At 59.4% G+C, this 21,756-nt stretch carries 24 protein-coding genes; 8 read left to right on the top strand and 16 right to left on the bottom strand.

Translation table 11 applies throughout. The annotated features are described in order from the left end of the window. Nucleotides 1-88 precede the first annotated feature (88 nt). The 6 genes from G5179_RS18830 to G5179_RS18805 all read right to left on the bottom strand — a co-directional run bounded on the left by G5179_RS18830 (nt 89) and on the right by G5179_RS18805 (nt 4,966). Nucleotides 89-772 carry an HAD family hydrolase gene (locus G5179_RS18830; protein ID WP_421258900.1) on the bottom strand — a complete coding sequence of 228 codons (684 nt, stop codon included), beginning with the start codon at nt 770-772 and terminating at the stop codon, nt 89-91. A gap of 26 nt (nt 773-798) precedes the next feature. Beyond that, a complete protein-coding gene (locus G5179_RS18825; RefSeq protein WP_227342469.1) occupies nt 799-1,458 on the bottom strand; it encodes a TIGR01621 family pseudouridine synthase in 660 nt (219 codons plus the stop codon). Nucleotides 1,459-1,634: 176 nt separating this feature from the next. After that, entirely contained in the window at nt 1,635-2,327 is a 693-nt protein-coding gene (locus tag G5179_RS18820; protein WP_005337302.1) for an ABC transporter permease, read from the bottom strand. Between the two features lie 93 nt (nt 2,328-2,420). Continuing rightward, nucleotides 2,421-3,161: an ABC transporter permease gene (locus tag G5179_RS18815; protein WP_005352911.1), complete on the bottom strand. Its 741-nt coding sequence runs from the start codon at nt 3,159-3,161 to the stop codon at nt 2,421-2,423. Nucleotides 3,162-3,372: 211 nt separating this feature from the next. Then, entirely contained in the window at nt 3,373-4,146 is a 774-nt protein-coding gene (locus tag G5179_RS18810) for an ABC transporter substrate-binding protein (protein ID WP_005337307.1), read from the bottom strand. A gap of 49 nt (nt 4,147-4,195) precedes the next feature. Then, nucleotides 4,196-4,966: an ABC transporter ATP-binding protein gene (locus G5179_RS18805; protein ID WP_005337310.1), complete on the bottom strand. Its 771-nt coding sequence runs from the start codon at nt 4,964-4,966 to the stop codon at nt 4,196-4,198. Nucleotides 4,967-5,499: 533 nt separating this feature from the next. On the opposite strand from G5179_RS18805, the gene G5179_RS18800 reads away from it, so the two are divergent. After that, nucleotides 5,500-6,402 carry a lysine exporter LysO family protein gene (locus tag G5179_RS18800; protein WP_151286308.1) on the top strand — a complete coding sequence of 301 codons (903 nt, stop codon included), beginning with the start codon at nt 5,500-5,502 and terminating at the stop codon, nt 6,400-6,402. Between the two features lie 103 nt (nt 6,403-6,505). On the opposite strand, the gene iadA is transcribed toward G5179_RS18800, so the two are convergent. After that, nucleotides 6,506-7,636 carry a beta-aspartyl-peptidase gene (gene iadA, locus G5179_RS18795; RefSeq protein WP_421258899.1) on the bottom strand — a complete coding sequence of 377 codons (1,131 nt, stop codon included), beginning with the start codon at nt 7,634-7,636 and terminating at the stop codon, nt 6,506-6,508. A gap of 66 nt (nt 7,637-7,702) precedes the next feature. Then, complete coding sequence (locus tag G5179_RS18790) at nt 7,703-8,485, bottom strand: ABC transporter substrate-binding protein (protein WP_019445361.1); 783 nt, start codon at nt 8,483-8,485, stop codon at nt 7,703-7,705. Here G5179_RS18790 and G5179_RS18785 point away from each other — a divergent pair. Together G5179_RS18785 and G5179_RS18780 are read left to right on the top strand one after the other, a co-directional pair. Then, nucleotides 8,484-8,789, top strand: coding sequence for a hypothetical protein (locus G5179_RS18785; protein WP_421258898.1), 306 nt, complete (start codon nt 8,484-8,486; stop codon nt 8,787-8,789). The two genes, G5179_RS18790 and G5179_RS18785, sit on opposite strands and share 2 nt — an antisense overlap. Before the next feature lie 83 nt (nt 8,790-8,872). Next, the gene (locus G5179_RS18780) at nt 8,873-9,493 is read left to right on the top strand and encodes an ACP phosphodiesterase (protein WP_421258897.1); all 621 of its coding nucleotides are present in this window, start codon (nt 8,873-8,875) and stop codon (nt 9,491-9,493) included. 43 nt (nt 9,494-9,536) lie between these two features. Here G5179_RS18780 and G5179_RS18775 read toward each other — a convergent pair whose 3' ends face one another. After that, a complete protein-coding gene (locus G5179_RS18775) occupies nt 9,537-9,920 on the bottom strand; it encodes a DUF2069 domain-containing protein (RefSeq protein WP_005333836.1) in 384 nt (127 codons plus the stop codon). Further along, nucleotides 9,917-10,267 (bottom strand): arsenate reductase (glutaredoxin), encoded by a 351-nt coding sequence (gene arsC, locus G5179_RS18770; RefSeq protein WP_139444290.1) that lies wholly within the window; start codon nt 10,265-10,267, stop codon nt 9,917-9,919. Before arsC ends, G5179_RS18775 begins: the two co-directional genes overlap by 4 nt. Nucleotides 10,268-10,327: 60 nt before the next feature. Here arsC and G5179_RS18765 point away from each other — a divergent pair, with 60 nt between their 5' ends. Further along, nucleotides 10,328-10,810 (top strand): TlpA family protein disulfide reductase, encoded by a 483-nt coding sequence (locus G5179_RS18765; protein WP_421258896.1) that lies wholly within the window; start codon nt 10,328-10,330, stop codon nt 10,808-10,810. A gap of 99 nt (nt 10,811-10,909) precedes the next feature. Here the strand turns inward: G5179_RS18765 and G5179_RS18760 are convergent, their stop codons facing one another. Beyond that, a complete protein-coding gene (locus tag G5179_RS18760; RefSeq protein WP_367948260.1) occupies nt 10,910-12,364 on the bottom strand; it encodes a M48 family metalloprotease in 1,455 nt (484 codons plus the stop codon). Between the two features lie 121 nt (nt 12,365-12,485). Between G5179_RS18760 and G5179_RS18755 the strand changes: the two genes are divergently transcribed. Genes G5179_RS18755 through G5179_RS18745 form a run of 3 tightly spaced genes read left to right on the top strand, consistent with a single transcriptional unit; the run spans nt 12,486 to nt 14,657 of the window. Further along, nucleotides 12,486-12,719 carry a sulfurtransferase TusA family protein gene (locus G5179_RS18755; protein ID WP_421258895.1) on the top strand — a complete coding sequence of 78 codons (234 nt, stop codon included), beginning with the start codon at nt 12,486-12,488 and terminating at the stop codon, nt 12,717-12,719. Between the two features lie 25 nt (nt 12,720-12,744). Further along, entirely contained in the window at nt 12,745-13,815 is a 1,071-nt protein-coding gene (locus G5179_RS18750) for an AI-2E family transporter (RefSeq protein WP_421231715.1), read from the top strand. Nucleotides 13,816-13,850: 35 nt separating this feature from the next. Then, nucleotides 13,851-14,657: a MipA/OmpV family protein gene (locus tag G5179_RS18745; RefSeq protein WP_421258894.1), complete on the top strand. Its 807-nt coding sequence runs from the start codon at nt 13,851-13,853 to the stop codon at nt 14,655-14,657. Nucleotides 14,658-14,768: 111 nt separating this feature from the next. Here the strand turns inward: G5179_RS18745 and G5179_RS18740 are convergent, their stop codons facing one another. After that, the gene (locus G5179_RS18740) at nt 14,769-15,569 is read right to left on the bottom strand and encodes an alpha/beta fold hydrolase (protein WP_421258893.1); all 801 of its coding nucleotides are present in this window, start codon (nt 15,567-15,569) and stop codon (nt 14,769-14,771) included. Nucleotides 15,570-15,697: 128 nt separating this feature from the next. On the opposite strand from G5179_RS18740, the gene ppk2 reads away from it, so the two are divergent. After that, on the top strand, nt 15,698-16,513 hold the full coding sequence (ppk2, locus tag G5179_RS18735; RefSeq protein ID WP_421258892.1) for a polyphosphate kinase 2: 816 nt from the start codon (nt 15,698-15,700) through the stop codon (nt 16,511-16,513). Between the two features lie 111 nt (nt 16,514-16,624). Here the strand turns inward: ppk2 and G5179_RS18730 are convergent, their stop codons facing one another. The 4 genes from G5179_RS18730 to malE all read right to left on the bottom strand — a co-directional run bounded on the left by G5179_RS18730 (nt 16,625) and on the right by malE (nt 21,642). Continuing rightward, nucleotides 16,625-17,761 carry an ABC transporter ATP-binding protein gene (locus tag G5179_RS18730; protein ID WP_421258891.1) on the bottom strand — a complete coding sequence of 379 codons (1,137 nt, stop codon included), beginning with the start codon at nt 17,759-17,761 and terminating at the stop codon, nt 16,625-16,627. Nucleotides 17,762-17,829: 68 nt separating this feature from the next. Then, nucleotides 17,830-18,720 carry a maltose ABC transporter permease MalG gene (malG, locus tag G5179_RS18725; protein WP_005333868.1) on the bottom strand — a complete coding sequence of 297 codons (891 nt, stop codon included), beginning with the start codon at nt 18,718-18,720 and terminating at the stop codon, nt 17,830-17,832. A 12-nt stretch (nt 18,721-18,732) separates the two neighbouring features. Next, the gene (gene malF, locus G5179_RS18720) at nt 18,733-20,385 is read right to left on the bottom strand and encodes a maltose ABC transporter permease MalF (protein ID WP_005333870.1); all 1,653 of its coding nucleotides are present in this window, start codon (nt 20,383-20,385) and stop codon (nt 18,733-18,735) included. Between the two features lie 75 nt (nt 20,386-20,460). Further along, nucleotides 20,461-21,642 (bottom strand): maltose/maltodextrin ABC transporter substrate-binding protein MalE, encoded by a 1,182-nt coding sequence (gene malE / locus G5179_RS18715; protein ID WP_005333871.1) that lies wholly within the window; start codon nt 21,640-21,642, stop codon nt 20,461-20,463. Between the last annotated feature and the right edge of the window lie 114 nt (nt 21,643-21,756).

Genomic DNA, 21,756 nt, shown 5'->3' with positions numbered 1-21,756 from the left:
GACAGCAAAGAATGTAAATGGATTGTGACATTCAAGCCGCAGCCTTGCGGATCAAACGGTAACGACCCGCAGGACTGTCAGCTTTGCCTTACAGTTGCCAGTTTTTGACCATCAGATGGGGCAAGCAGGCCCGGGCCTTTTGCAGTCGCACAGGCGTCGGATTGATCAACCACGCCTCTTTCCCCAACCCCAGCAGCGGCAGATCGTGCAGGCTGTCGCTCAAGGCCAGCTCGGCCTCGAGGGCGCAAATCTCCGGCAGCAGCTTGTGCTGACCGTGGCAATAGAAGCGCGGCATCAGGCCGCCAAAACGGTAGTGCATCTGCGAGCCAATGATCCGGTGGGGCAACTGGCCGGGCAGTTGCTGATAGAGCTGGGCTCGCACCAGCGCGCAGGGACTGGCGGAGATCACCCAGCAGCGCGCCCCCTCGCTTTGCAGCAATTCGCGAGCCTGACGATACAGCCCCGGCCTGGTGCGGCAATAGGCGCGCACCAGCTTGCGCCAGTCCAAAGGGGAAAGCCCCAACGTGATGGCCCACCAGATAAGGGAGATTCCGCGCCGCCGCTGGCTGGGTAGCAGCTGACTTGGTAACAAATAGACCAACCCACCCAGCGCAATCACTGGCAACAGCAACAGCGGCCAGATCCGGCGGCGCAGGATATAGCGCAGCAGACCGGCGTGGCTGTCGCCGGGGGCCAGGGTGTCGTCAAAGTCGGCCAGGATCCAGCGCGGTGCACGTCCGTCAGGATCACACTCTTTCGCTGAATGGATCATGGTGTCAGACGCTGGGCGCATAAGCATCAGGGCGCAAGGGCTGCGATGGCTGCCGTGAGCTCGGAGGTGACAAATTCACTCCCCACATCGGGCGGGCAGACAAAATCGAACGGCTCGCCCGCCAGCTTAAAACTCAGTCGCCAGGCGTGCAGATAGCCGCGCTCGGCTGGCGTGCCGCCATAGCGCTCATCCCCGAGAATGGGGGCGCCGATACTTTTGAGGGCAACCCGGATCTGGTGGGTTTTGCCGGTCTGGGGCTTGATGCGATAGAGCCGCAGCCCCTCGCGCACCGATAGCGAATCGAACCAGCTGATGGCGGGGTTTTCCAGCGTGCGCGCCAGCATCCAGCTGCCGCCGCGCCCCTTTTGCATATCCCCTTTCACCCAGCCCTGCTTCTTCTTGGGTTTGCGATCGGAGAGCGCCAGATACTGTTTGCTCACCTCACGGGCCGCAAAAGCCATGCTCAGCTCACGGTTCGCCTCCGTGGTGCGGGCCAGCAGCACCAGCCCGGAGGTCATCTTGTCGAGCCGGTGCACCGGATAGAGAGTCAGACCCGTATCGGCCTTCACGCGATTGACCAGGCCCGGATTGACCGCCTCCCCGTCGCCCTTCTCGTCATGCATGCCGATGCCGGGCTGCTTGTCGATAACCAGGAAAGCGGGATGCTCAAACAATATCCGGTACATAAAACCTCGGGAACTGGGGAATAAGGTATGCAGCCAACGACTGGCGGCGCTCGGGAGTGCTGCATTCTCCCTGCTCATCCGCCATTTGGCAAACCGGGCGGGCAGAGGATGAAGATAAAAAATGGCCCCGCCTGCAACAGGCGGAGCCATTTTCGCTCATCTTGGCAGCTCAACCCTTACACATTGCGCGGGCGCAGGTGAGCGTGCCAGCGCGCTTCCCACTTCTTGAACAGCCAGACGATGACAAAGGTGAGCAGCATATAGAGCAGCCCTGCGGTCAAAAACGCCTCGAACGGACTGTAGTAGCGGGAGTTGATGATCCGCGCCGCGCCGGTCAGATCGACGATGGTGATGATGCCCGCCACCGCTGAGCCTTGCAGCATGAAAATCACCTCGTTGCTGTAAGCCGGCAGTGCCCGACGAAACGAGTTGGGCAAAATGATCCGGGTCAGGGTCTGCCAGCGGGTCATGCCAAAGGCGTTGGCGGCCTCAATCTGGCCGCGCGGCATATTGTGTACCGCCCCGCGCACGATCTCGGCGGTATAGGCGGCGGTATTGAGGGTGAAGGCCAGCAGGGCGCAGAACCAGGCTTCGGAGAAGAGCGACCAGGCGGCACTGTTCTTCAGCCACTCCCACTGGGCGGCGCCATAGTAGATGATAAAGAGCTGTACCAGCAGCGGGGTGCCGCGAAAGAAGTAGATATAGGCCCAGATCGGCCCCTTGATCAGCCAGTTGCGGCTGTTGCGCAGAATGCCCATGGGCACCGCCAGCATCAACCCAAGGATCAGAGAGAGGGCCACCAGCCAGACGGTGGTATAGAGCCCCTCCCAGTAGGTGGGCCACTCTTTGAGAATGATTGAGAAATCCATGGCTTACCTCGTCTTCATCGTGATGTAGTGACGCTCGGCACTGGCACCGCGACGCTCACAGTAAACGGATGACTGCATTGAGTACGACATGGCTTACCTCGTCTTGATGGCATAGTGACGCTCGGCCCACTTGAGCGCCGAGGTGGAGACTGCAGTGAAGATCAGGAAGATCAGCGCCACCGCCATGTAGAAGGTGAAGGGTTGCTGGGTCGAGCCCGCCGCCAGCGAGGCTTTGCGCACCATGTCATCAAGGCCGATGATGGAGACCAGCGCGGTGGTTTTCAGCAGCACCAGCCAGTTGTTGCCAAACCCGGGCAGCGCGTGGCGCATCATCTGGGGGAAGAGGATCCGCACAAACACCTGGGTTGCCCGCATGCCAAAGGCCCGTGCTGCCTCCAGTTCGCCTTTGTCCACTGCCAGAATGGCGCCGCGAAAGGTCTCGGTCATGTAGGCGCCGAAGATAAAGCCGATGGTCGCGACACCGGCCACAAAGGGGCTGATGTCGATATAGTCCGGCAGCAGGGAGACCCACTCCTGATTGGGATTACTCTCCAGTAACCAGCTGTTGTAAGTCTCGTTGACCCAGGTGCAGATACCGTTGATCAGCACCTGGCCGCCAAAGAAGAGCAGCATCATCAGTACCAGATCGGGGATGCCGCGAATGATGGTGGTGTAGCCGGTGGCGATGGCCCGGGCCCACTTGTAGGGAGAGAGTTTGGCCAGCGCCCCCAGCATCCCCAGCAGCAACGCCAGCAGCAGGGAGGCCAGCGCCACTTCCAGGGTGACCCAGGCGCCCTCCAGCAGCGAGGCTTCGTATCCTTTCAAATCAAACATATGCAGCTCCATCGCCACTGAATCTTCACGCACCTGCTAACCAGAAGGCTCCATAGCAGTCCGAATGAAATATGTGCAGCTCCATTGCAATCAATGCGGGCCCGTAAACTCCCTCAGGGAGGTGACGGGCCCGATGACTACTGACGGGATCAACCTGTCGTTACTTGCCGTAGACGTCTTTGGACTTACTCGCCGTAAACGTCTCTTTGTTTTACTCTCCGTAAACGTCGAACTCGAAGTACTTGTCGTTGATTTCCTTGTACTTGCCGTTGGCACGCAGCGCCAGAATGGCGGCGTTGAATTTCTCTTTCAGATCCTTGTCAGCCTTGCGCACCGCAATACCGGCACCCTCGCCAAACCACTTGGGATCGGTCAGTTTCGGGCCGACGAATTCGAAGGCATCACCGCCCTCTTTCTTCAGCAGACCGTCGGTGATGGCGGCAGAGTCGGCCAGCACATAGTCCACACGACCGGATTTCAGATCGAGATAGGCTTCATCGGCGGTGCCGTAACGCTTGATGGTGGCGTTGGGGAAGTTGTCGGTAATAAAGGTATCCATGGAGGTCGCACGCTGCACCGCGACGGACTTGCCTTCCATAAAGGCTTTGTCGAGCTGCACGTCAGTGCCCTTCTTGGCGGCGAAGCGGGCCGGAATGTGCTGGTACTTCTGGGTGAAGTCCACCTTCTTCTTGCGCTCTTCTGTGATGTCCATGGTGGCGATGATGGCGTCAAACTTGCGTGACAGCAGCGCCGGAATGATGCCGTCCCAGTCCTGCTTGACCAGGGTGCACTTCACTTTCATCTCTTCGCACAGGGCGTTGGCGATGTCGATATCAAAGCCTTTCACCTCGCCACTGGGCTCGGTCCAGGAGAAGGGGGGATAGGCACCCTCAACCCCGATCCGGACCTCTTTCCACTCCTTGGCCATCAGGCTACCGGACGCGAGGGCAGTAACTACGGCTGTCGCCAGCATCAGCTTGTTCATGTATCTCTCCTTGATAAAACAGTTGATTGGGTAACCAGGCATCCCGCCATCAGTAGATGGAGGAGATGAATTGCTTGAACCGCTCGGATTTGGGATGGGCGAAAATCTCCTTGGGGTTGCCCTCCTCTTCCACCCGCCCCTGATGCAGAAACATCACCTTGTTCGATACATCCCGGGCAAACGACATCTCGTGGGTCACCACCAGCATGGTGCGCCCCTCTTCGGCCAGCTCGCGCATCAGGCCGAGCACCTCCCCCACCAGCTCGGGATCCAGCGCCGAGGTGGGTTCGTCAAACAGCATCACCTCGGGCTCTACCGCCAGCGCACGGGCAATGGCGGCCCGCTGCTGCTGACCACCGGAGAGGTGGCCGGGATAGTAGTCACGCCGCTCCCAGAGCCCAACCCGGTTGAGCAGTTGCTCTGCCTTGGCCAGTGCTTCGGCGCGAGGTACCTTGAGCACCTGGATTGGCACTTCGATGATGTTCTGCATGATGGTCATGTGTGACCAGAGATTGAAACTTTGAAACACCATGGCCAGTCGGCTGCGGATCCGCTCCACCTGACGCATATCCTCGGGCAACCGCTCGCCGGCGCGGCTGGTTTTCATCCGGATCAGCTCGCCATGGAGCGAGACGGTGCCGGATGAGGGGGTTTCGAGCAGATTGATACAGCGAAGAAAGGTCGACTTCCCCGAGCCGGAGGAGCCGATAAGGGAGATCACATCCCCCTTGTGGGCGGTCATGTCGATGCCCTTGAGCACTTCGTGGGTGCCAAAATATTTGTGCAGATCACGTACTTCCAGTGCGGCAACGTCGCTCATCCATTACAACCTTGTCTGTCCCTAGACGCCGCAGGGGGCGTGACTCAACCATCGTCCATTTAACAAAAAGTTAACCGATGGCAACCTTCAGCGAAAATATCACCCGGATAGTGAAAAAACAATACAGAACGAGGGTCTTCAGGGGATTCGCTCTATTTTTATTCGCTCTTTGCGTATTTTTCAGCACTTTGTTTGCATAAACAGCCGTTTCAATGGCTATTCCGATAACGCCTTTTTATACCCCAATCATATCAGTGGCAAGAGAAAAGCGTGATGTGTGCCAAACCGGCACCAAAATGGCTTTATGCACCCCCTTGCCGAGCGAAATATCGGCCCCCCGATCGGATCGACTTGATTTCATTGGTGCACTCGGGCTCGCACAGAACCTTATCAAATAGAGAGGTTGTGGCAAAAAAGTAACAACCCGCCCCCAAGAGGGCTGTTTTTGGCCATGAAAGCGAGAGATATGTGACACAGAGCCAATAAGTAATGATAAGGTGGTGTTTTTATCAGTTTTTGTGATCGAGGCCTCGATGCTGCTCAATGTGTTGCTGATCCTGTTGCCACTGGCAATCGGCTATCTGATTCCCCTCTCCTCTGCCCGGCTGATCAAGCTGGTCAACCAGAGTCTGGGCAAGATGGTCTACCTCATTCTGTTTCTGATGGGGCTCGGGCTTGCCTATGTGGAGAACCTGGGCAGCAATCTGGCGGTGATCTTCAAGGTCGCAGGGGTGATGCTGACCGCGATCACGCTCTGCAACCTGCTGGCCCTCTGGTGGCTCGACAAGCGCACACCGCCGACCCATGAGGCGAGCGATGCGAAGATGCCGGGCAAGCTGCACCTGTTGTGGGAATCCCTGCAGCTCTGCTTTGTGGTGCTCGGCGGTGTGCTGCTGGGTCTACTGGTGGATCTGCGCGCCCTGCCCATCGACAAGTGGAGCGAGTGGGCCCTGATGCTGCTGCTGTTTCTCATCGGGGTGCAGATGCGCAACTCCGGCATGCGGCTGCGCCAGATCCTGCTCAACCCCTGGGGGATGAAAATCGCCGCCACCGTCATCCTCAGCAGCTGGCTGGGCAGCCTGCTGGCGGCCCAATTGCTGGGGATGCCCTTTGCCCATGGTCTGGCGATGAGCTCGAGCTTCGGCTGGTATTCGCTCTCCGGCATTCTGGTGGCCGACAAACTGGGGCCGGTGCTCGGTTCTGCTGCCTTTATCAACGATCTTGGGCGCGAGCTTATCGCCATTCTGATCATCCCGGTCCTGATGCGACGCCACCCTTCGGCGGCCATCGGTTACGGCGGCGCCACGGCGCTGGACTTCACCCTGCCGGTTATCCAGAAATCAGGGGGCATTCAGGTGGTGCCGGTGGCCATTGTCTCCGGCTTTATCCTGAGCCTGCTCGGCCCCATCCTGATCCTCGGGTTTCTGGCGCTCTAAGCCTGATTCCCACATTGCAGATAAAAAAGCCCGACCTTGTTGTCGGGCTTTTGCTGTTTGGAGCAACCACGCACTCGCACTGGCTGCGATATTGCCCGCAGCCTTATTCGCGCCATTGGCCGCCACTCATCACCCGTTCGATAGCAAACGTCCGGTCGTGCACCAGCAGCAGATCCGCATCCTGCCCGACCCCGATAAGCCCCTTGCTGCCGAGCCCCAGCGCCTGTGCCGGATTGCTCGTCACCGCGGCCAATGCCTTCTCCAGCGAGACACCGAGCCGGGTCGCGCGCACGCACTGCTGCCACAGGCTGGCAATCTGGCCGCAGCGCATCTCGATTAGCCGCCCTTCGCCATCAAAGCGCGGCAGGCTGGCGTTGGCATCCGAGCTGAAGGTGATGCGCTCGGCAGGCACATTGGCGTCCAGCAGCTCGACGAGCGCATCGGCGGCAAGCCGCTCGCCATCCTCCAGCAGATCGGGAAAGCTCGAGGTGGTGAGGTCGACCCAACCTCCTGCCTTGCCCCACTCGATGGCCTCGGCAAAGAGCCAGGGGTTGCGGTTGCAGTGAGTAGGATAGAGCTGGCGCAGCGGAATATCGGTCTCATCGCGCAGGGCCCGCAGGGGCGCCAATGCCCCCTTGCCATCCCCGACATGGAAGAAGCTGACCCCGCTCTTGCCCGCAAGCAGCCCGGCCACTCGCGCCTCGCTGGCAAGCCTGGCCAGCTCATCGTGGGTCGGCGCACTGGATCTGTGGTCACTGATGGCCACCTCCCCCACCCCCAATACCTCGGGGATCAGGATGATGTCCGACTCCACCGTGCCGGTCAGGGTCTTGACCGGCAGATGGTAAGAGCCGGTATACATAAAGGCGCTCACCCCGGCGGCGCGAAACTCGCGCACCTTGCCGAGCACCTGCGCGGGAGTGCGGGTCAGGCTGTCAGTGCCAAGCGCCGCCACCAGGGTAGTGACACCGGCCTTGAGCGCCTCGCTCGCCGACAGTTCTGGAGTACGAAAAGCAAAGCCCCCCTCACCGCCGCCGCCGGTGATATGGGCCAGCGGATCCACCAGCCCGGGTACCAGATAGCGGCCACGACCATCGACCCGATGCAGCGGCCAGTTTGCAGGCACCGTCAACCCCTCGCCCATCCAGGCGATACGGCCATCAGCCACCAGCAGATCCTGCTGGCCAAGGTGGGAGGGGCTGAAGATCTCGGCTCCCTCGATCAGGGTCAACATGGCGATCCTCCTTGCACGATTGTCGCTTGCCCAATGAAAAGAGAGGGAGCAAGCTCCCTCCCCCCGTCAACCACCATATATATCGTACTTGAAGTACTTCTGGTTGATCTGCTGATAGGTGCCATTGGCACGCAGGGCCTTAATCGCCTCGTCCAGCTTGCCCTTGAGCTCCTTATCGCTCTTGCGCACGGCGATCCCCATACCATCACCAAACCACTGGCGATCGGTCAGGGCGGGTCCCACATAATCGAACTTGTCGCCCCCCTCTTTGCCAAGCAGCCCCTGCTCAATGGCAGAGGCATCGGCCAGCAGGGCCAGCACCCGACCCGCTTTCAGATCGAGATAGGCCTCATCGGCATTGCCGTAGCGGACTATGGTGACATTCGAGCCAAAATTGTCGGTCAGGTACTTGTCGTGGGTGGTGGCACGCTGCACCCCGATGCGCTTGCCCGCCATGCCTTCCGGGGTCAGCGTCAGCTCGGTCCCCTTGGCCGCCACAAAGCGATTGGGAATATGGGCATATTTCTCGGTGAAATCGACCTTCTGGCGCCGCTCGTCGGTGATCGACATGGCAGCGATGATGGCGTCGTATTTGCGCGACAGCAGGGCCGGGATCATGCCGTCCCAATCCTGCGCCACCAACTCGCACTTGACCGCCATCTGCTGACACAGGGCGTTGGCGAGATCGATATCAAACCCCTTGATCTCGCCCGACGCATCGGTCCAGGAGAAGGGCGGGTAGGCCCCCTCCACCCCGAAGCGCACGGTTTTCCACTCCTTGGCCATGGCGGGGGTGGCCAGCAGGCTGGCAACAAACAGGGCTGAGAGGGTCAGTCTGATCTTCATCATGTGTACTCCATTACATAAAAAGCGCACAAGCGCGGACAAGGCACCGCAGGCGAATGCATGCGATGACCAAAAGCGGCAAAATCTGGATGAGCGAGATCACGCCCAATCGGGCGTCAGTGAACTGCTCCAGGGGTTCGATCTATTCGTCGAACCACTCGGAGAGATAGAAAGGCTTGAAGTAGAAGGCCAGAAAAAAGCCTCTGGCTTTGCGCATCATGGTGGTTTGTCGCGTCCTGTGACAAAGATGGCAATCACCTTAGCACGCCCGAATTTTGCCCGGCAAGAGGCAGCCGCCGGGCAGTAGCAAAATCCCGATCATGGTCAAGGCGGGCGGGATCCGTTAGGCTCGAAGCACCTTGCCATCCCATAACAGACCCACAGCGACCGATGAATTTTCTGGCCCATCTCCATCTGGCTGCCCACACCCGAAGCTCCCTCACCGGCAACCTGCTCGGTGATTTTGTCAAAGGCACGCTGCCCACGGGGCTTGCCGCCCACTTCGATGAGGGGATCTGGCTGCACCGCAAAATTGACGCTTTCACCGACAGCCACCCCGAGCACAAGGCGACCGTCGCCAGTTTCGAGGCCCCCTGGCGCCGCTTTGGCGGCATAGTGGTGGATATGATCTACGACCATTGGCTGAGCCTGCACTGGGAGCTGTTCAGTACCGAGCCCCTACCCCGCTTCCTGCAACGCAGTTATGAGCAGCTATTGGCGGATCACCCACGCCTGCAGGATGGACTGCCGTTTCCCCTCAAGCGGATGGCCGAGCAGAACTGGATCGCCTCCTACCGCCACAGGGAGGGGCTGGGGCAAGCGCTGAATGGCATAGGTCGCCGACTGCGCCGCCCGGTACAACTGGGAGAGGCGCTACTGACCCTCGATGAGTCGCAGTGGCAAACATGCGAGGCGGGATTTCTGCGCTTCTATCCCGCGCTGATGGACTTTAGCCAGCTGCAGCTGGCCCAATATCGGGCAGCCCAAGGGCACACTGATCCCTCTGGATAGAGCTGCTTCCCCATAAAAAACGCCCCTTGCGGGGCGTTTGTCATCAGTTGGCTTCGTCTTTCTTTTTGCGAATGCTTAAGCCCAGCTCCCGACCACGCAGTCGGGCGTAATAGATGGTGCCGACAAAAGCGAGAGTGGTGAAGACCAGCTCCACCACCGCCAGCCACCGCTCCCCCTCATCCGTGGTGATCAGGGTGAGGGCGTGGAGGAAATAGGGCATCAACACGAAGTTGCCCCAGGCGTGGGTGTAGGGGTTGCCCTGCACTATCCCCTTGAGAGGGAAGAGCAGCGGCACCGTCCAGATCACCGGCAGCAGCCAGGGGTTGAGGTCCGGATGGGGTGATAGCCACAGATGCCAGAGGATGACCCAGCCCAGCAGACCGAAGAAGCCGACCAGAGTCAGCCAACGTGCGAAGCGGGTGCTCACTTGAGGATCTCCAGCACCTGCTCCGGCGGGCGACCAATGCGGGCCTGACCATTCTTGATGACAATTGGGCGCTCGATCAGCTTGGGATGCTGGTGCATGGCGCGAATAAGGGCGTCGCCGTTCACTTCGCTGAGGCCCAGCTCCTTGTAGAGATCCTCCTTGGTGCGCATCAGCTGGCGGGGATCGTTAAAGCCGAGCAGAGAGAGCAGGTTGCGGATCTCATCTTCGCTCGGGGCCTGCTCCAGATAGAGCACCACATCAGGGGCGATCCCGTGCTGTTCCAGCAGGGCCAGGGTTTCGCGACTCTTGGAGCAGCGCGGATTGTGGTAGATTTGGGTCTCGCTCATGGTAACTCCCTGATTAATCGCAAGATGGGATTAGAAACGGCGCTATTGTAGGGGAAAGTGATGGTCAGGGTAAGCGGCAGTGGAAAGGAATTGAAACGAATTTGTTGGCTGATTGTGGCTGGCCTGCTGGGCGCCTGCACGCCCGCCCCCGAATTTACCGATGCAACAGGGCAGTCGGTCAGCCTGCGCCACTTTGCCGGCAAGCCGCTGCTGGTCAACTACTTCGCCCCCTGGTGCGCCCCCTGCCTGCGGGAGATGCCGCGCCTCAACGCGCTGGCGGCAGAAGGCCAGATCACAGTGGTGGCCATCAACTACGACCCGACCACGCCAGCAGAGCTGGACAAGCTGGCTGCGCAGTATCACATCAAGGTGCCGCTCCTTATTGCCAATGAAGATGCCAGCCTCCCCTTCCCTCACCCAAGCGGCCTGCCCACCAGCTATCTGCTTGATAGCGAGGGCAAGCTCAAGAAGACGCTGGTCGGCGAGCTCGACCAGCAGCAGATCGAGATGCTCAAGGCGACCGCCAGCCGCATGCGTCACTAGCCCATCGCTGCAATCACCGTCATGTACATCACGCCACCGCCATAAACAACAAGGGCGCACCATAGTGCGCCCTTATTTGCTTGGCCAATGCCAGTTTCGTTAGCCCTTGAGGCTGTCGAGATCCTTCTTGGCCCGCTCCAGCTCGGTGATGCGCGCCTCCAGACGAGCCAGAGTCATCCGGTCGCTGGTGGTACCGCGCGCCACGATCAGTTCGTCGATGGCTGCCTGATAATCCCCGCGCAGCGAGAGCATCTCGGCCCGCGCCATATGCAGCTCGGTCATTCTGCCTGCCTTGCGATAGGCATCAGCCAGCAGGTTCCAGGCCAGATTGTTCTCCTCATGGGCACGGGCATAGGGGTCAAGGATAGCGATGGATTTCTTGTAGTTGCCGCTCTCGAGGTAGGCGTTGCCGAGATTGACCACCACCACTTCGTTGTCCGGCATCCGGCTGCGGAACTTCTCGAGGCGCGCAATGGCCTGGGCACTGCGCCCCTTGGCCAGATCGATGTCAGTCTGGGCATCGACGATAAAGAGATCTTCCGGATGACGGGCCGCCAGCTCCTGCATCAGGGTATCAGCCTCGTCGGTGCGCTTGAGCTGGATCAGCGCCAGCGCCTTGCCATAGATGGCGGCATCCTTGAGCGGGTAATCCCCCTTCTGGATCCGGGTATCGAAGTAGCTCAGCAGCCCCTGCGGGGTATCTGTACCAAAACGCACCTGAATCCGCACCTTGGCCAGCCAGAAGTCGAGGCTGGGCGGCAAGTCGCGGCGGCCATAGCTGCCCGCCCGAGCGCGGGCCTCGCTGATCCGGGTCTCCGGCAGCGGGTGAGTGAGCAGCATTTCAGGCGGCTTGCTGGCGTAACGGTATTCGGCAGCCAGTTTCTGGAAGAAGTTGGCCATCCCCATGGGGTCGAAACCGGCATCATAGAGGGTCTTCATGCCGATGCGATCCGCTTCATATTCGTTGTCGCGGGTGTAGTTGATGGCCGACTGCATGGAGAGGCCCAGCGTAGTCTGCAGCGCGGCGATACCGGCAGTCGGGTTGATCACCGCCAGCGCGATGGAGCCCACCAGACCGGCCAGGGTCACTGCAGAGCTGCTCGCCTGCGCCTCCATGTAACGGGCGATATGGCGCTGGGTCACATGGGTGATTTCGTGGGCCAGTACCGAGGCCAGCTCGCTCTCGCTGTCGGCGTAGAGGAAGAGGCCGGTGTGCACCTTGACTCGCCCGCCGAGGAAAGCGGCCGCGTTGATGCTGGGATCATTGATGAGGAAGAAGGTAAACGGGAAACGCACCCCATCGGCGTTGGTCAGCAGTCGCTGACCCAGATCGTCAATGTACTGGCTCAGCACCGGATCATCGATGATCGGCAAACCCGCACGAGCAAAGCGCATAAAAGCGTTGCCGTAACGCACTTCCTGCTCGATGGGCAGGGCCGCCACCCCGGCCGTGCCGATGTCGGGAAGCTGATTGTTGGCCTCGGCATGAAACGTGGCGCCCATCAGGGAAGCCAGCAGGGGAAGCGATGCCATCAGGGGGGAAAAGCGTGCCACGTTATCTCTATCTCCATCAGAAAGGGCCTCGGCAGAATACCCTTGCCCATCAAGGGCTACAAGCGTTGTTTCACGCTCTTATCACGGCCATAATAGTGGCCACCTGCCTGATGGAGCCCCCATGGAAGTTCTCGACCTGACCCCCTGGCGTTGCCCCGAGCCGCTGATCCGGCTCAAGCTCTGGTTAAGGGAGGCCAAAAGCGGTCAAACCGTCACCATCCGGCTGGCCGATGCGGGCTCCCGGCAGGATATTCCGGCCTATCTGCACCGTCAGGGCCACCATGTCGAGATGCAGCAAGAACCGGACAATACCCTCTCTTTGCAGTTGGTTGTCGGGGCGAAACAGTCATCTTGAGCCCCAGTGATGTAAGGATGCCGTCATGTTAGAAGTATTGAAGCACTGGTATCAGACCCGTTTTTCCGATCCCGATGCCGTTACCCTGTTCCTGTTGCTGGTGTTCTGCTTTGCCATCATCTGGCTGTTTGGCGATCTGCTGGCCCCCCTGCTGGTGGCACTGGTAATGGCCTACCTGCTGGAGTGGCCGGTCGCCCGGCTGCAAAAAGCGGGGCTGTCGCGCACCCTGGCCACCAGCATCATCCTGATCCTCTTTATTGCGGTGGCTGTGGCCTCCTTGCTGGGTCTTATCCCGACGCTGGTGAGTCAGGGGATCAATCTGGCCAAAGAGGCGCCCGCCATGCTGACCCACGCTCAGGATTATGTGCGCACCCTGCCCGACCGCTACCCCGAGCTCATCGACGTCAGTCTGGTGGAGACCGTCATCGATAATATTCGCCAGCGTATCCTCAGTGGCGGCGAGCATCTGGTGAGCGCCTCCCTCAGCTCGCTGGTCAACGTGGTTGCCATCATGATCTACCTCATTCTGGTACCGCTGATGGTCTTCTTTATGCTCAAAGACAAGCGGGTACTGATGGGCAGCCTGCGCCGCTTTCTGCCGCGCAACCGCACCCTGGTCAACCGGGTGTGGGTGGAGATGAACAACCAGATCATCAACTACATCCGCGGCAAGGTGATCGAGATCCTGATCGTCGGGATTGCCACTTATATCCCCTTTGCGCTGATGGGATTGCGCTACTCTGTGCTGCTGGCGGTCGCGGTCGGCTTCTCGGTACTGATCCCCTATATCGGCGCCGCCGTGGTGACTGTGCCGGTCGCCATGGTGGCCCTGTTCCAGTGGGGGCTCACCCCCGAGTTCGCCTGGCTGATGGTGGCCTATCTGGTCATTCAGGCCCTCGATGGCAACCTGCTGGTACCTGTGCTCTTCTCGGAAGCGGTCAACCTCCATCCGGTGGCCATCATCATCGCCGTACTGGTGTTTGGCGGCTTGTGGGGATTCTGGGGAGTCTTCTTCGCCATTCCCCTCGCCACCCTGGTCAAGGCGGTGCTCAATGCCTGGCCAAAACGCGAAGAGATGCCCAGTGCCGCAAAATAACCTGCTTCCCCTGCAATCGTGACAACGGAGTGTCCATGACCTTTTTTCGTCAAATCAGAGCGGCAGGGCTGACGGCCCTGCTCCTCGCTGCAGCCCTCCCAGCGCGTGCCGATATCGATCTTGGCGCCATGGATCTGCTCACCAGCGACAGCCCCACCAGCCCGGTGCCACAGGGCTTTGTCGCCGGAGCGGCGCTCATCGGGGGACAGGCCCGCTATGAGGCGCAGGATAATGCCACCTACGCCATCCCGGGCTTTATCTACTTCGGCAAGCAATTCATGTTTCTCGGCGATCGGGCGCGCTACTACTTCCACAAAGATGAGAACGTGGCCCTCTATGGCTATGGCCGGGTGCGGTTTGGCAATCTGGATCCCGAGGATGCTCCGGCCTTTACTGGCATGGAACAGCGCAAATGGCAGCTGGAAGGCGGGATAGGTGGCAACATCATCACTCCCTACGCCCTGCTGACCGTGCGGGCCAACAGCGATATCACCGGCCGCAGCAAGGGTCAGGAGCTGCTGCTGTGGGCCGACTTCCCCATCCAGCGCGACAACCTGCTCATCATGCCGGGGATGGGGGTGATGCTGCGCAGCGACAAGATGGCCAACTACTACTTCGGCGGCATCTCCGAGAGCGAGGCCACCGCCCAGCGGCCAGCCTGGGATACGGGGTCAACCCTCTCCCCGATGGCGGCCCTCATCACCAGCTACCGCTTCAGCCCCAACTGGATTGGCATGTTTGCCATGAACTACGAATGGTATGATCGGGACATCAAAAACAGCCCCATCGTCCAGCACGATGGCGAGCTCTATGCGGGTTTTGCGCTGGGCTATATCTGGTAACAGTTATGAGTCTTGAACCGTGAGACACGACCAAACAAAAGGGAGCCCTCGGCTCCCTTTTTCACGACCATCAGGCTGGTAGCACAGCCTGCTCAAGCTGCCTATTCAGGCTTACAGCGTCGCCAGAAAATCGGCCAGCTGCTGATTGACGAAGGACGGATTTTCCAGCGATGAGATGTGGCCAGCCATCGGGATCTCCCTGAACGGGCAACCCAGCACCTCGGCCATCAGATAGCCCTCCAGCACCGGACGGGCCTTGTCTTCGCAGCCGGTCATCACCAGTGCGGGAGTGGTGATCTCCTCCAGCCACTCGATACGATCTTCGCGGGTCACAAAGCTGCGGCCCACCGCCACCATGGCGGCAATCTTCTCGTTTGGCCAGGCGGCCAGACGCGCCTTGAAATCGGCCAGCAAGTCGGCATCGGGCTGGTTCGCAAAGAAGATAGGCGCCACCTGTTCGATGATGGGCGCCGGCACGGTGCCGAGCTGCTCGATCATCGCCAGCATGCCGAGGTAGCGCTCGCAGGTGATCTGCGGTTCCAGGCCGACAAAACTGTCCATCAGCACCAGACCCTTAAGGCGGTTTGGCACCATACGCGCCAGCTCAACACCCCACATGCCGCCGATGGAGAGGCCCACCAGTACGAACTCGTCAACCCCGAGGGCATCGAGCAGAGCCAGGTGATCCCGCGCCAGAGTCGCCAGGGTGCAGCCACCTTCGGGGAGCAGGTCGGAATCACCGTGGCCCCACAGCTCGGGGACGATGCAGCGATAGCTGCCCTTGAGCGCCTCGATTTGCGGCGCCCACATGGCGCTATCCCACAGATAGCTGTGACCAAACAGCAGTACCGGCCCTTGCCCTTCGTCCAGATAGGCCATCCGGCGGCCCGCTATCTCCATAAAATGCTTCATGTTATCTCCTGTTGCCAGCGATGGGCGGGCAGTGTATCACGTCCCCCTTGGCAGGTGACGCCTCCCTGGTGCAAGCTGACAGTGACTCAAAGACGTCACCCATGAAAGGATGCCAAAAGGAGAAGCCCATGGCGAAGGAGAAGAGCAAGAAGCGGCCACGTCTGGACAAGAAGTGCTACGAGCACCACCTTGCCCATCTGCAGGAGGAGCTGGTCAAGCTGCAGGAGTGGGTCAAGCAGGAGGGATTGAAGTTAGTGGTACTGTTCGAGGGACGGGACGCCGCCGGTAAAGGGGGCGTCATCAAGGCGATCACCGAACCGCTCAACCCCCGGGTCTGCCGGGTCACGGCGCTGCCCGCCCCCTCCGATCGGGAGCGCTCCCAGTGGTACTTTCAGCGTTATGTGGCCCACCTGCCCGCCGCTGGCGAAATGGTGCTGTTTGACCGCTCCTGGTACAACCGGGCCGGAGTCGAGCGGGTGATGGGATTTTGCAGCGATGCCGAGTATCGCGAGTTTCTGCGCGCCTGCCCCGAGTTTGAGCGGATGCTGATCCGCTCCGGCATCACCTTGATCAAATACTGGTTCTCGGTCAGCGATGAGGAGCAGGAGAAGCGCTTCAAGGAGCGGATCAACACCCCCATCAAGCGCTGGAAATTCAGCCCGATGGATTTGCAGTCCCGCTCGCGCTGGGTGGAGTACTCCCGCGCCAAGGATGACATGTTCACCTACACCGACACCGAGGATTGCCCCTGGTTCGTGGTGGAGGCAGATGACAAACGCCGTGCCCGCCTCAACTGCATCGCCCATCTGCTGAGCAAGGTGCCCTACGAGGCGATCCACTACGAGCCTATCAAGCTCCCCCCCATCAAGACCGAAGGGTATGAGCGCCCGCCGCTGGCCAGCCAGACCTTTGTGCCCGATATTACCGCCGAACTCGAGGCTTGAACCGGGTTACCTTGCCTACCTGCATGTTCAAATCGCAGGCAATAAAAAGCCGGTCTGACGACCGGCAAAAAGGCATTGATTATAAGAAAGGAAAACCAGCACAACAAAAAATCAGGTACGGATATATTTGGCGGTCCGTGGGAACGCCTGCTCCTTGGCATCGAACAGGTAGCAGGCTTCGGCCGGGATACCCACGCTGTAGGTCTGACCGGTCGCCACATCCACATCCGAGGTAGCCTTGACGGTAAAGTCGTGACCATCCACATCCATATAAACGAAGGACTCGGCGCCCAGGTGCTCGGCCACCTGCACGATCCCGCTCACCTTGCTGTGCGCATGGGGGTGATCCAGCGGCATCAGGTGCTCGGGGCGAATGCCCAGCTCCACCTTGTCACCCACAGCGCCACTGCGGGCATCGACCCGGGCACGCACGGTATCGCCAGAGGTCAACTTGACCAGGCACTCCTGCTCGCCAATCTCCAGCAACTCGCCCGCCAGGAAGTTCATCTTGGGAGAGCCGATAAAGCCCGCCACGAACTTGTTGTCCGGGTTGTGGTAGAGATCCAGCGGTGAACCGAACTGTTCCAGGTTGGTGGCAGCTTCGGCCTTGAGCGGGCTCAGCACCACAATCTTGTCGGCCAGAGTCATCGCTTCCACCTGATCGTGGGTCACGTAGATGATGGTGGAGTTAAGCTCTTTGTGCAGCTTGGCGATCTCGATCCGCATCTTGACCCGCAGCGCGGCATCCAGGTTGGAGAGCGGCTCGTCAAACAGGAACACCTGTGGCTGCTGCACGATGGAGCGACCGATGGCGACCCGCTGACGCTGACCACCGGAGAGCGCCTTGGGCTTTCTGTCCAGCAGCGGCTCGAGACCCAGGATCTCGGCGGCGCGCATCACCCGCTTGCGGATGTTCTCCTTGTCCATCTTCTTGAGCTTCAGACCAAAGGCCATGTTCTCGTAGATGTTCATGTGGGGATAGAGGGCGTAGGACTGGAACACCATGCCGACGTTGCGCTCTACCGGCGGCACGTCGTTCATGTAGCGACCGCCGATGGTCAGCTCACCGCTGGTGATGTCTTCCAGACCCGCGATCATCCGCAGCAGGGTGGATTTACCGCAGCCTGACGGGCCGACGAAGACAATGAACTCCCCTTCCTTGATGGAGAGGTTGATGTTGCGCAGGGTGTCCTTGTGAACAGCCGGATCGTAATTTTTGCGAACGTTGTTGAGTACTACTTCAGCCATGACGAGCTCCGCTCTTGAATCTTTGCAAATCGTGATAGCGGGGGGAGTGAGCTCCCCCGGCCATAAACTTAACCTTTCACACCACCAGCAGTCAGACCGCCAACCAACCAGCGCTGTGCCAACAGGAAGACCACTGTGATGGGGAAACCGGAGAGCACTGCGGCCGCCGCGAAATCACCCCACAGATAGTTCTGCGGATAGAGGTACTGCTGAGCCCCGACCGCCAGGGTCAGATTGTTCACATCCTGCAGCAGGATGGAGGCCATGGGCACCTCGGTAATGGAACCGATAAAGGCCAGAATAAACACTACCGCCAGGATGGGCACCGACAGAGGCAACAGGATCAGACGGAATGCCTGCCACGGGGTCGCCCCGTCGATGGCCGCCGCCTCCTCCAGAGAGGAGTCGATGGTCTCGAAGTAGCCCTTGATGGTCCAGACGTGCAGGGCGATACCACCCATGTACGCCAGGATCAGGCCACCGTGGGTGTTGAGACCGAGCCAGGGGATGTAGTCACCAATCTTGTTAAAGAGCGCGTAGATGGCTACCAGTGCCAGCACCGCCGGGAACATCTGGAAAATCAGCATGCCCTGCAGGATGGTGGACTTGCCACGAAAACGCAGGCGGGCAAAGGCGTAAGCACAGGTGGTGGAGAGCGTCACGATCATCAGGGCAGTGATGCCGGCGATCTTGATGGAGTTCCACAACCAGGTCAGCACCGGGAACGGCGGCGGAGTGATGCTGCCGTCGGCGTTGGTGATGGACATGCCCAGCGCCAGCTTCCAGTGATCCAGCGTCGGATTGGAGGGGATGATCTCCCCTACCGCGAAGTTACCGTTACGGAACGAGATGGCGATAACCATGATCAACGGGAAGATGATCAGCGCCAGGAAGCCCCACATGACCAGGTGGGTTGCCCACACCCGGTATTTGACTGATTTGGGTTGTACGATTGCCATGTTGAAGCCTCCTTACAGCTGCTTGTCGGCTTTGGACAATTTCAGGTTGAGCAGCGCCAGCGCACCCACGATGAGGAAGATAGCTGTGGCGATGGCACTGGCCAGACCGTAGTCCTGACCACCCGATCCCTGGAACGCAATCCGGTAGGTATAACTCACCAGCAAGTCGGTGGTACCGGCCGGGGTGCTGGCGCCGATGATGTCGGGCGCACCGTTGGTCAACAACTGGATAAGCACGAAGTTGTTGAAGTTGAAGGCGAACGAGGCAATCAACAGCGGTGTCAGCGGCTTCATCAGCAGCGGCACGGTGATCTTGAAGAAGTTCTGTACCGGGCCGGCACCGTCCATGGCGGACGCTTCATAGAGATCTTCCGGAATGGCTTTGAGCAGGCCCATGCAGAGGATCATCATGTAGGGGTAGCCGAGCCAGGTGTTGACAATCAGGATCATCACCTTGGCCAGGAAGGGGTTGGTATACCAGTCCGGCTTGATGCCAAACGCCGCTTCCAGGAACATGTTGATCTCACCGAAGTTCTGGTTGAACAACCCCTTGAACACCAGGATGGAGATAAACGCCGGAATCGCGTAGGGCAGGATCAACATGACCCGATAGAAACCGCGCCCCTTGAGCTCTTCCCACTGCACCAGACAGGCCAGCACCATGCCGATAGCCAAGGTGAAAGCGACGGAGCAGGTTGAGAAGATCACGGTCCAGATGAAGATCTGCAGGAAGGGTGACTGGATGCCCGGATCGGTGACGATGCGCGCGAAGTTCTTCCAACCGACGCTCACCACAAAGCCCGGAGCAATACCCTTGCCGACAAACTGACCCTGTTCGTCGATGTACTGATAGAAGCCGGTCTCGCCATTGGGCAGCATCAGCTCGCCATTCTGGGTATCACGCAGCAGGTTGCTGTCTTTGATCACCACGCCGGACTTGAGCACGGCACCATCCATCAGACGGGTGTAGTGCTGCTTCTGGGCGGCAAACTTGCGCAGACTGCTCAGGGTCAGGTGGGTACCGCCATCCGGCAGCACCAGGTCAAGGTCACTCAGGTGAGTACGATGCTCAACAATGGCGCGGATCGGTGCGGCCTTGCTGGCCGCTTCGCCAGTGAAGGGCTGCAGCTCGACCACTTGCTGGGTGTTCTGCACACGGCCCTCGCGGGACGCCAGCTCACGGGCCTTGTTGGTCATCAGGGAAACAGGTTGGCTGATAAAGGATTGATCATCCTGTGTCAGCAGCAGCTGGAACTGGCCGTTGTCGCCACCCAGCAGGGTAAAATCGAATTCACCGCCCGCCACCTTGTAGGTTTTCTTCAGGTGGTAGTCCCGCGCCTGCTCCACGGAGAGCAAGTTGGACCCCGAATAGTTGGTGAAGGCAATGCCAATGGTGTAGGCAAGAGGGAAGATGATAAACACAACCATGCCCGCAACACCCGGAAAGATGTAGCGATGGGCATAGGTCTTCTTGTTCATGAAGACATACAGACCGACGGAAACCACCACCAGATCCAGCAGCGCGAATACCCACTCGCCACTGGCGTACATCATCACGGCTGCGTAGCCGTTGAGGATGGCAACCAGGGCCGCTATGGTCCACTTAAGCCAGGTGTGCTTATCCTTCGGACCGGCATAGGACTCAACAGAAGGTACTACTTCCATGCCAATTAACCTTTATAACGCCAAGAGAGATTTGAGAGAGTGGGAGGCCATGACGGCCTCCCGGGTAGTGCGTGCTTACTGAACGATACGCTTGGCAGCGGTATCCAGTGCTTCGTCAACACCCTGACGACCGGAGGTCACGTTCTTGAGGGCAGTTTCGAAGGAAGACCAGAAACGGCTCATCTCGGGAACGGATGGCATCGGCTCGCCAGCCTGGGCGTTCAGCATGGTGGCCTTGATGTGCGGATCGGATTCCAGGGTCTTCTGGAAGGATTTCAGCGCAACGGCACCCAGCGGCTTGTCGGCGTTGACCGGCGCCAGACCGGCATCGGTCAGCAGGTAGTTTTCCAGGAACTCGATAGCCAGATCCTTGTTCGGGCTGGCGGCGTTGATGGTGGCACCCAGTACGCCAACGAAGGCTTTGGCCGGCTTGCCGTTCAGGGTCGGCAGCGGCGCTACGCCGTACTTGATGCCGCTCTTGTCCAGGTTGCTCCAGGCCCAGGGACCATTGATCATCATGGCCACTTCGCCCTTGTTGAACTTGGCGTCCATCACACCGTAGTCGATGCCTTTTTCCAGGTGACCGGACTTGATCATCTCGGAGATGTAGCCCACGCCCATCTTGGCACCTGCGTTGTTCACGCCGGTATCTTTGACGTCATAACCGGTAGCGGTTTTCTTGAAGGCGTAACCACCGTTGGCAGCCACCAGCGGATAGCTGAAATACGGGGTGTCATAAGCCCACATGATGGCGCGCTTGCCGTTTTTCTTCAGAGTCTCGTCAATCTTGGCGATCTCTTCGAAGGTTTTCGGCGGCTCGGGCAGCAGGTCCTTGTTATAAATCAGGCTGACTGCTTCCATGGCAACCGGGTAGCCATAGGTTTTGCCATCAACAGTCATGGCATCCCATGCCAGCTGTTCAAATTTGCCTTTGGTGGCAGCGTTCGGCGTTACCGGAACCAGCAAACCGGCTTTGACCCACTCACCGTAACGGTCGTGAGCCCAGAAGAAGATGTCCGGGCCGTTGCCAGTGGCGGCGGCTTGCTGGAATTTCACTTCAACCTGATCCGGGTGAGCCACAGTAACCTTGATGCCGGTTTCTGCTTCAAACTTCTTACCCACTTCAGCCAGACCGTTGTATCCCTTGTCACCGTTGATCCAGATGGTCAGCTGGCCTTCATCGATGGCAGCAGTAGCAGAGCAAGCGACGCCAAGAGTGGCCAGACCGATCAGGGATGACAGCAATTTCTTTTTCATGAGCCTTTCCTTGTATTAGTTCCGCGCTGTAAGAGCATTGTGTGCGAGATGAATATTATCCCAAGCGGCAAACGGCTCACATGACGCAACTCGCATTTTTGAAATGCAATTACG

Source organism: Aeromonas sp. 600886 (genome assembly GCF_049174935.1).
In the GTDB taxonomy this organism is placed as follows: Bacteria; Pseudomonadota; Gammaproteobacteria; order Enterobacterales; family Aeromonadaceae; genus Aeromonas; species Aeromonas veronii_A.
Note: the sequence above shows the minus strand (reverse complement) of the source record. Positions and strands in the feature narration are given on the sequence as shown.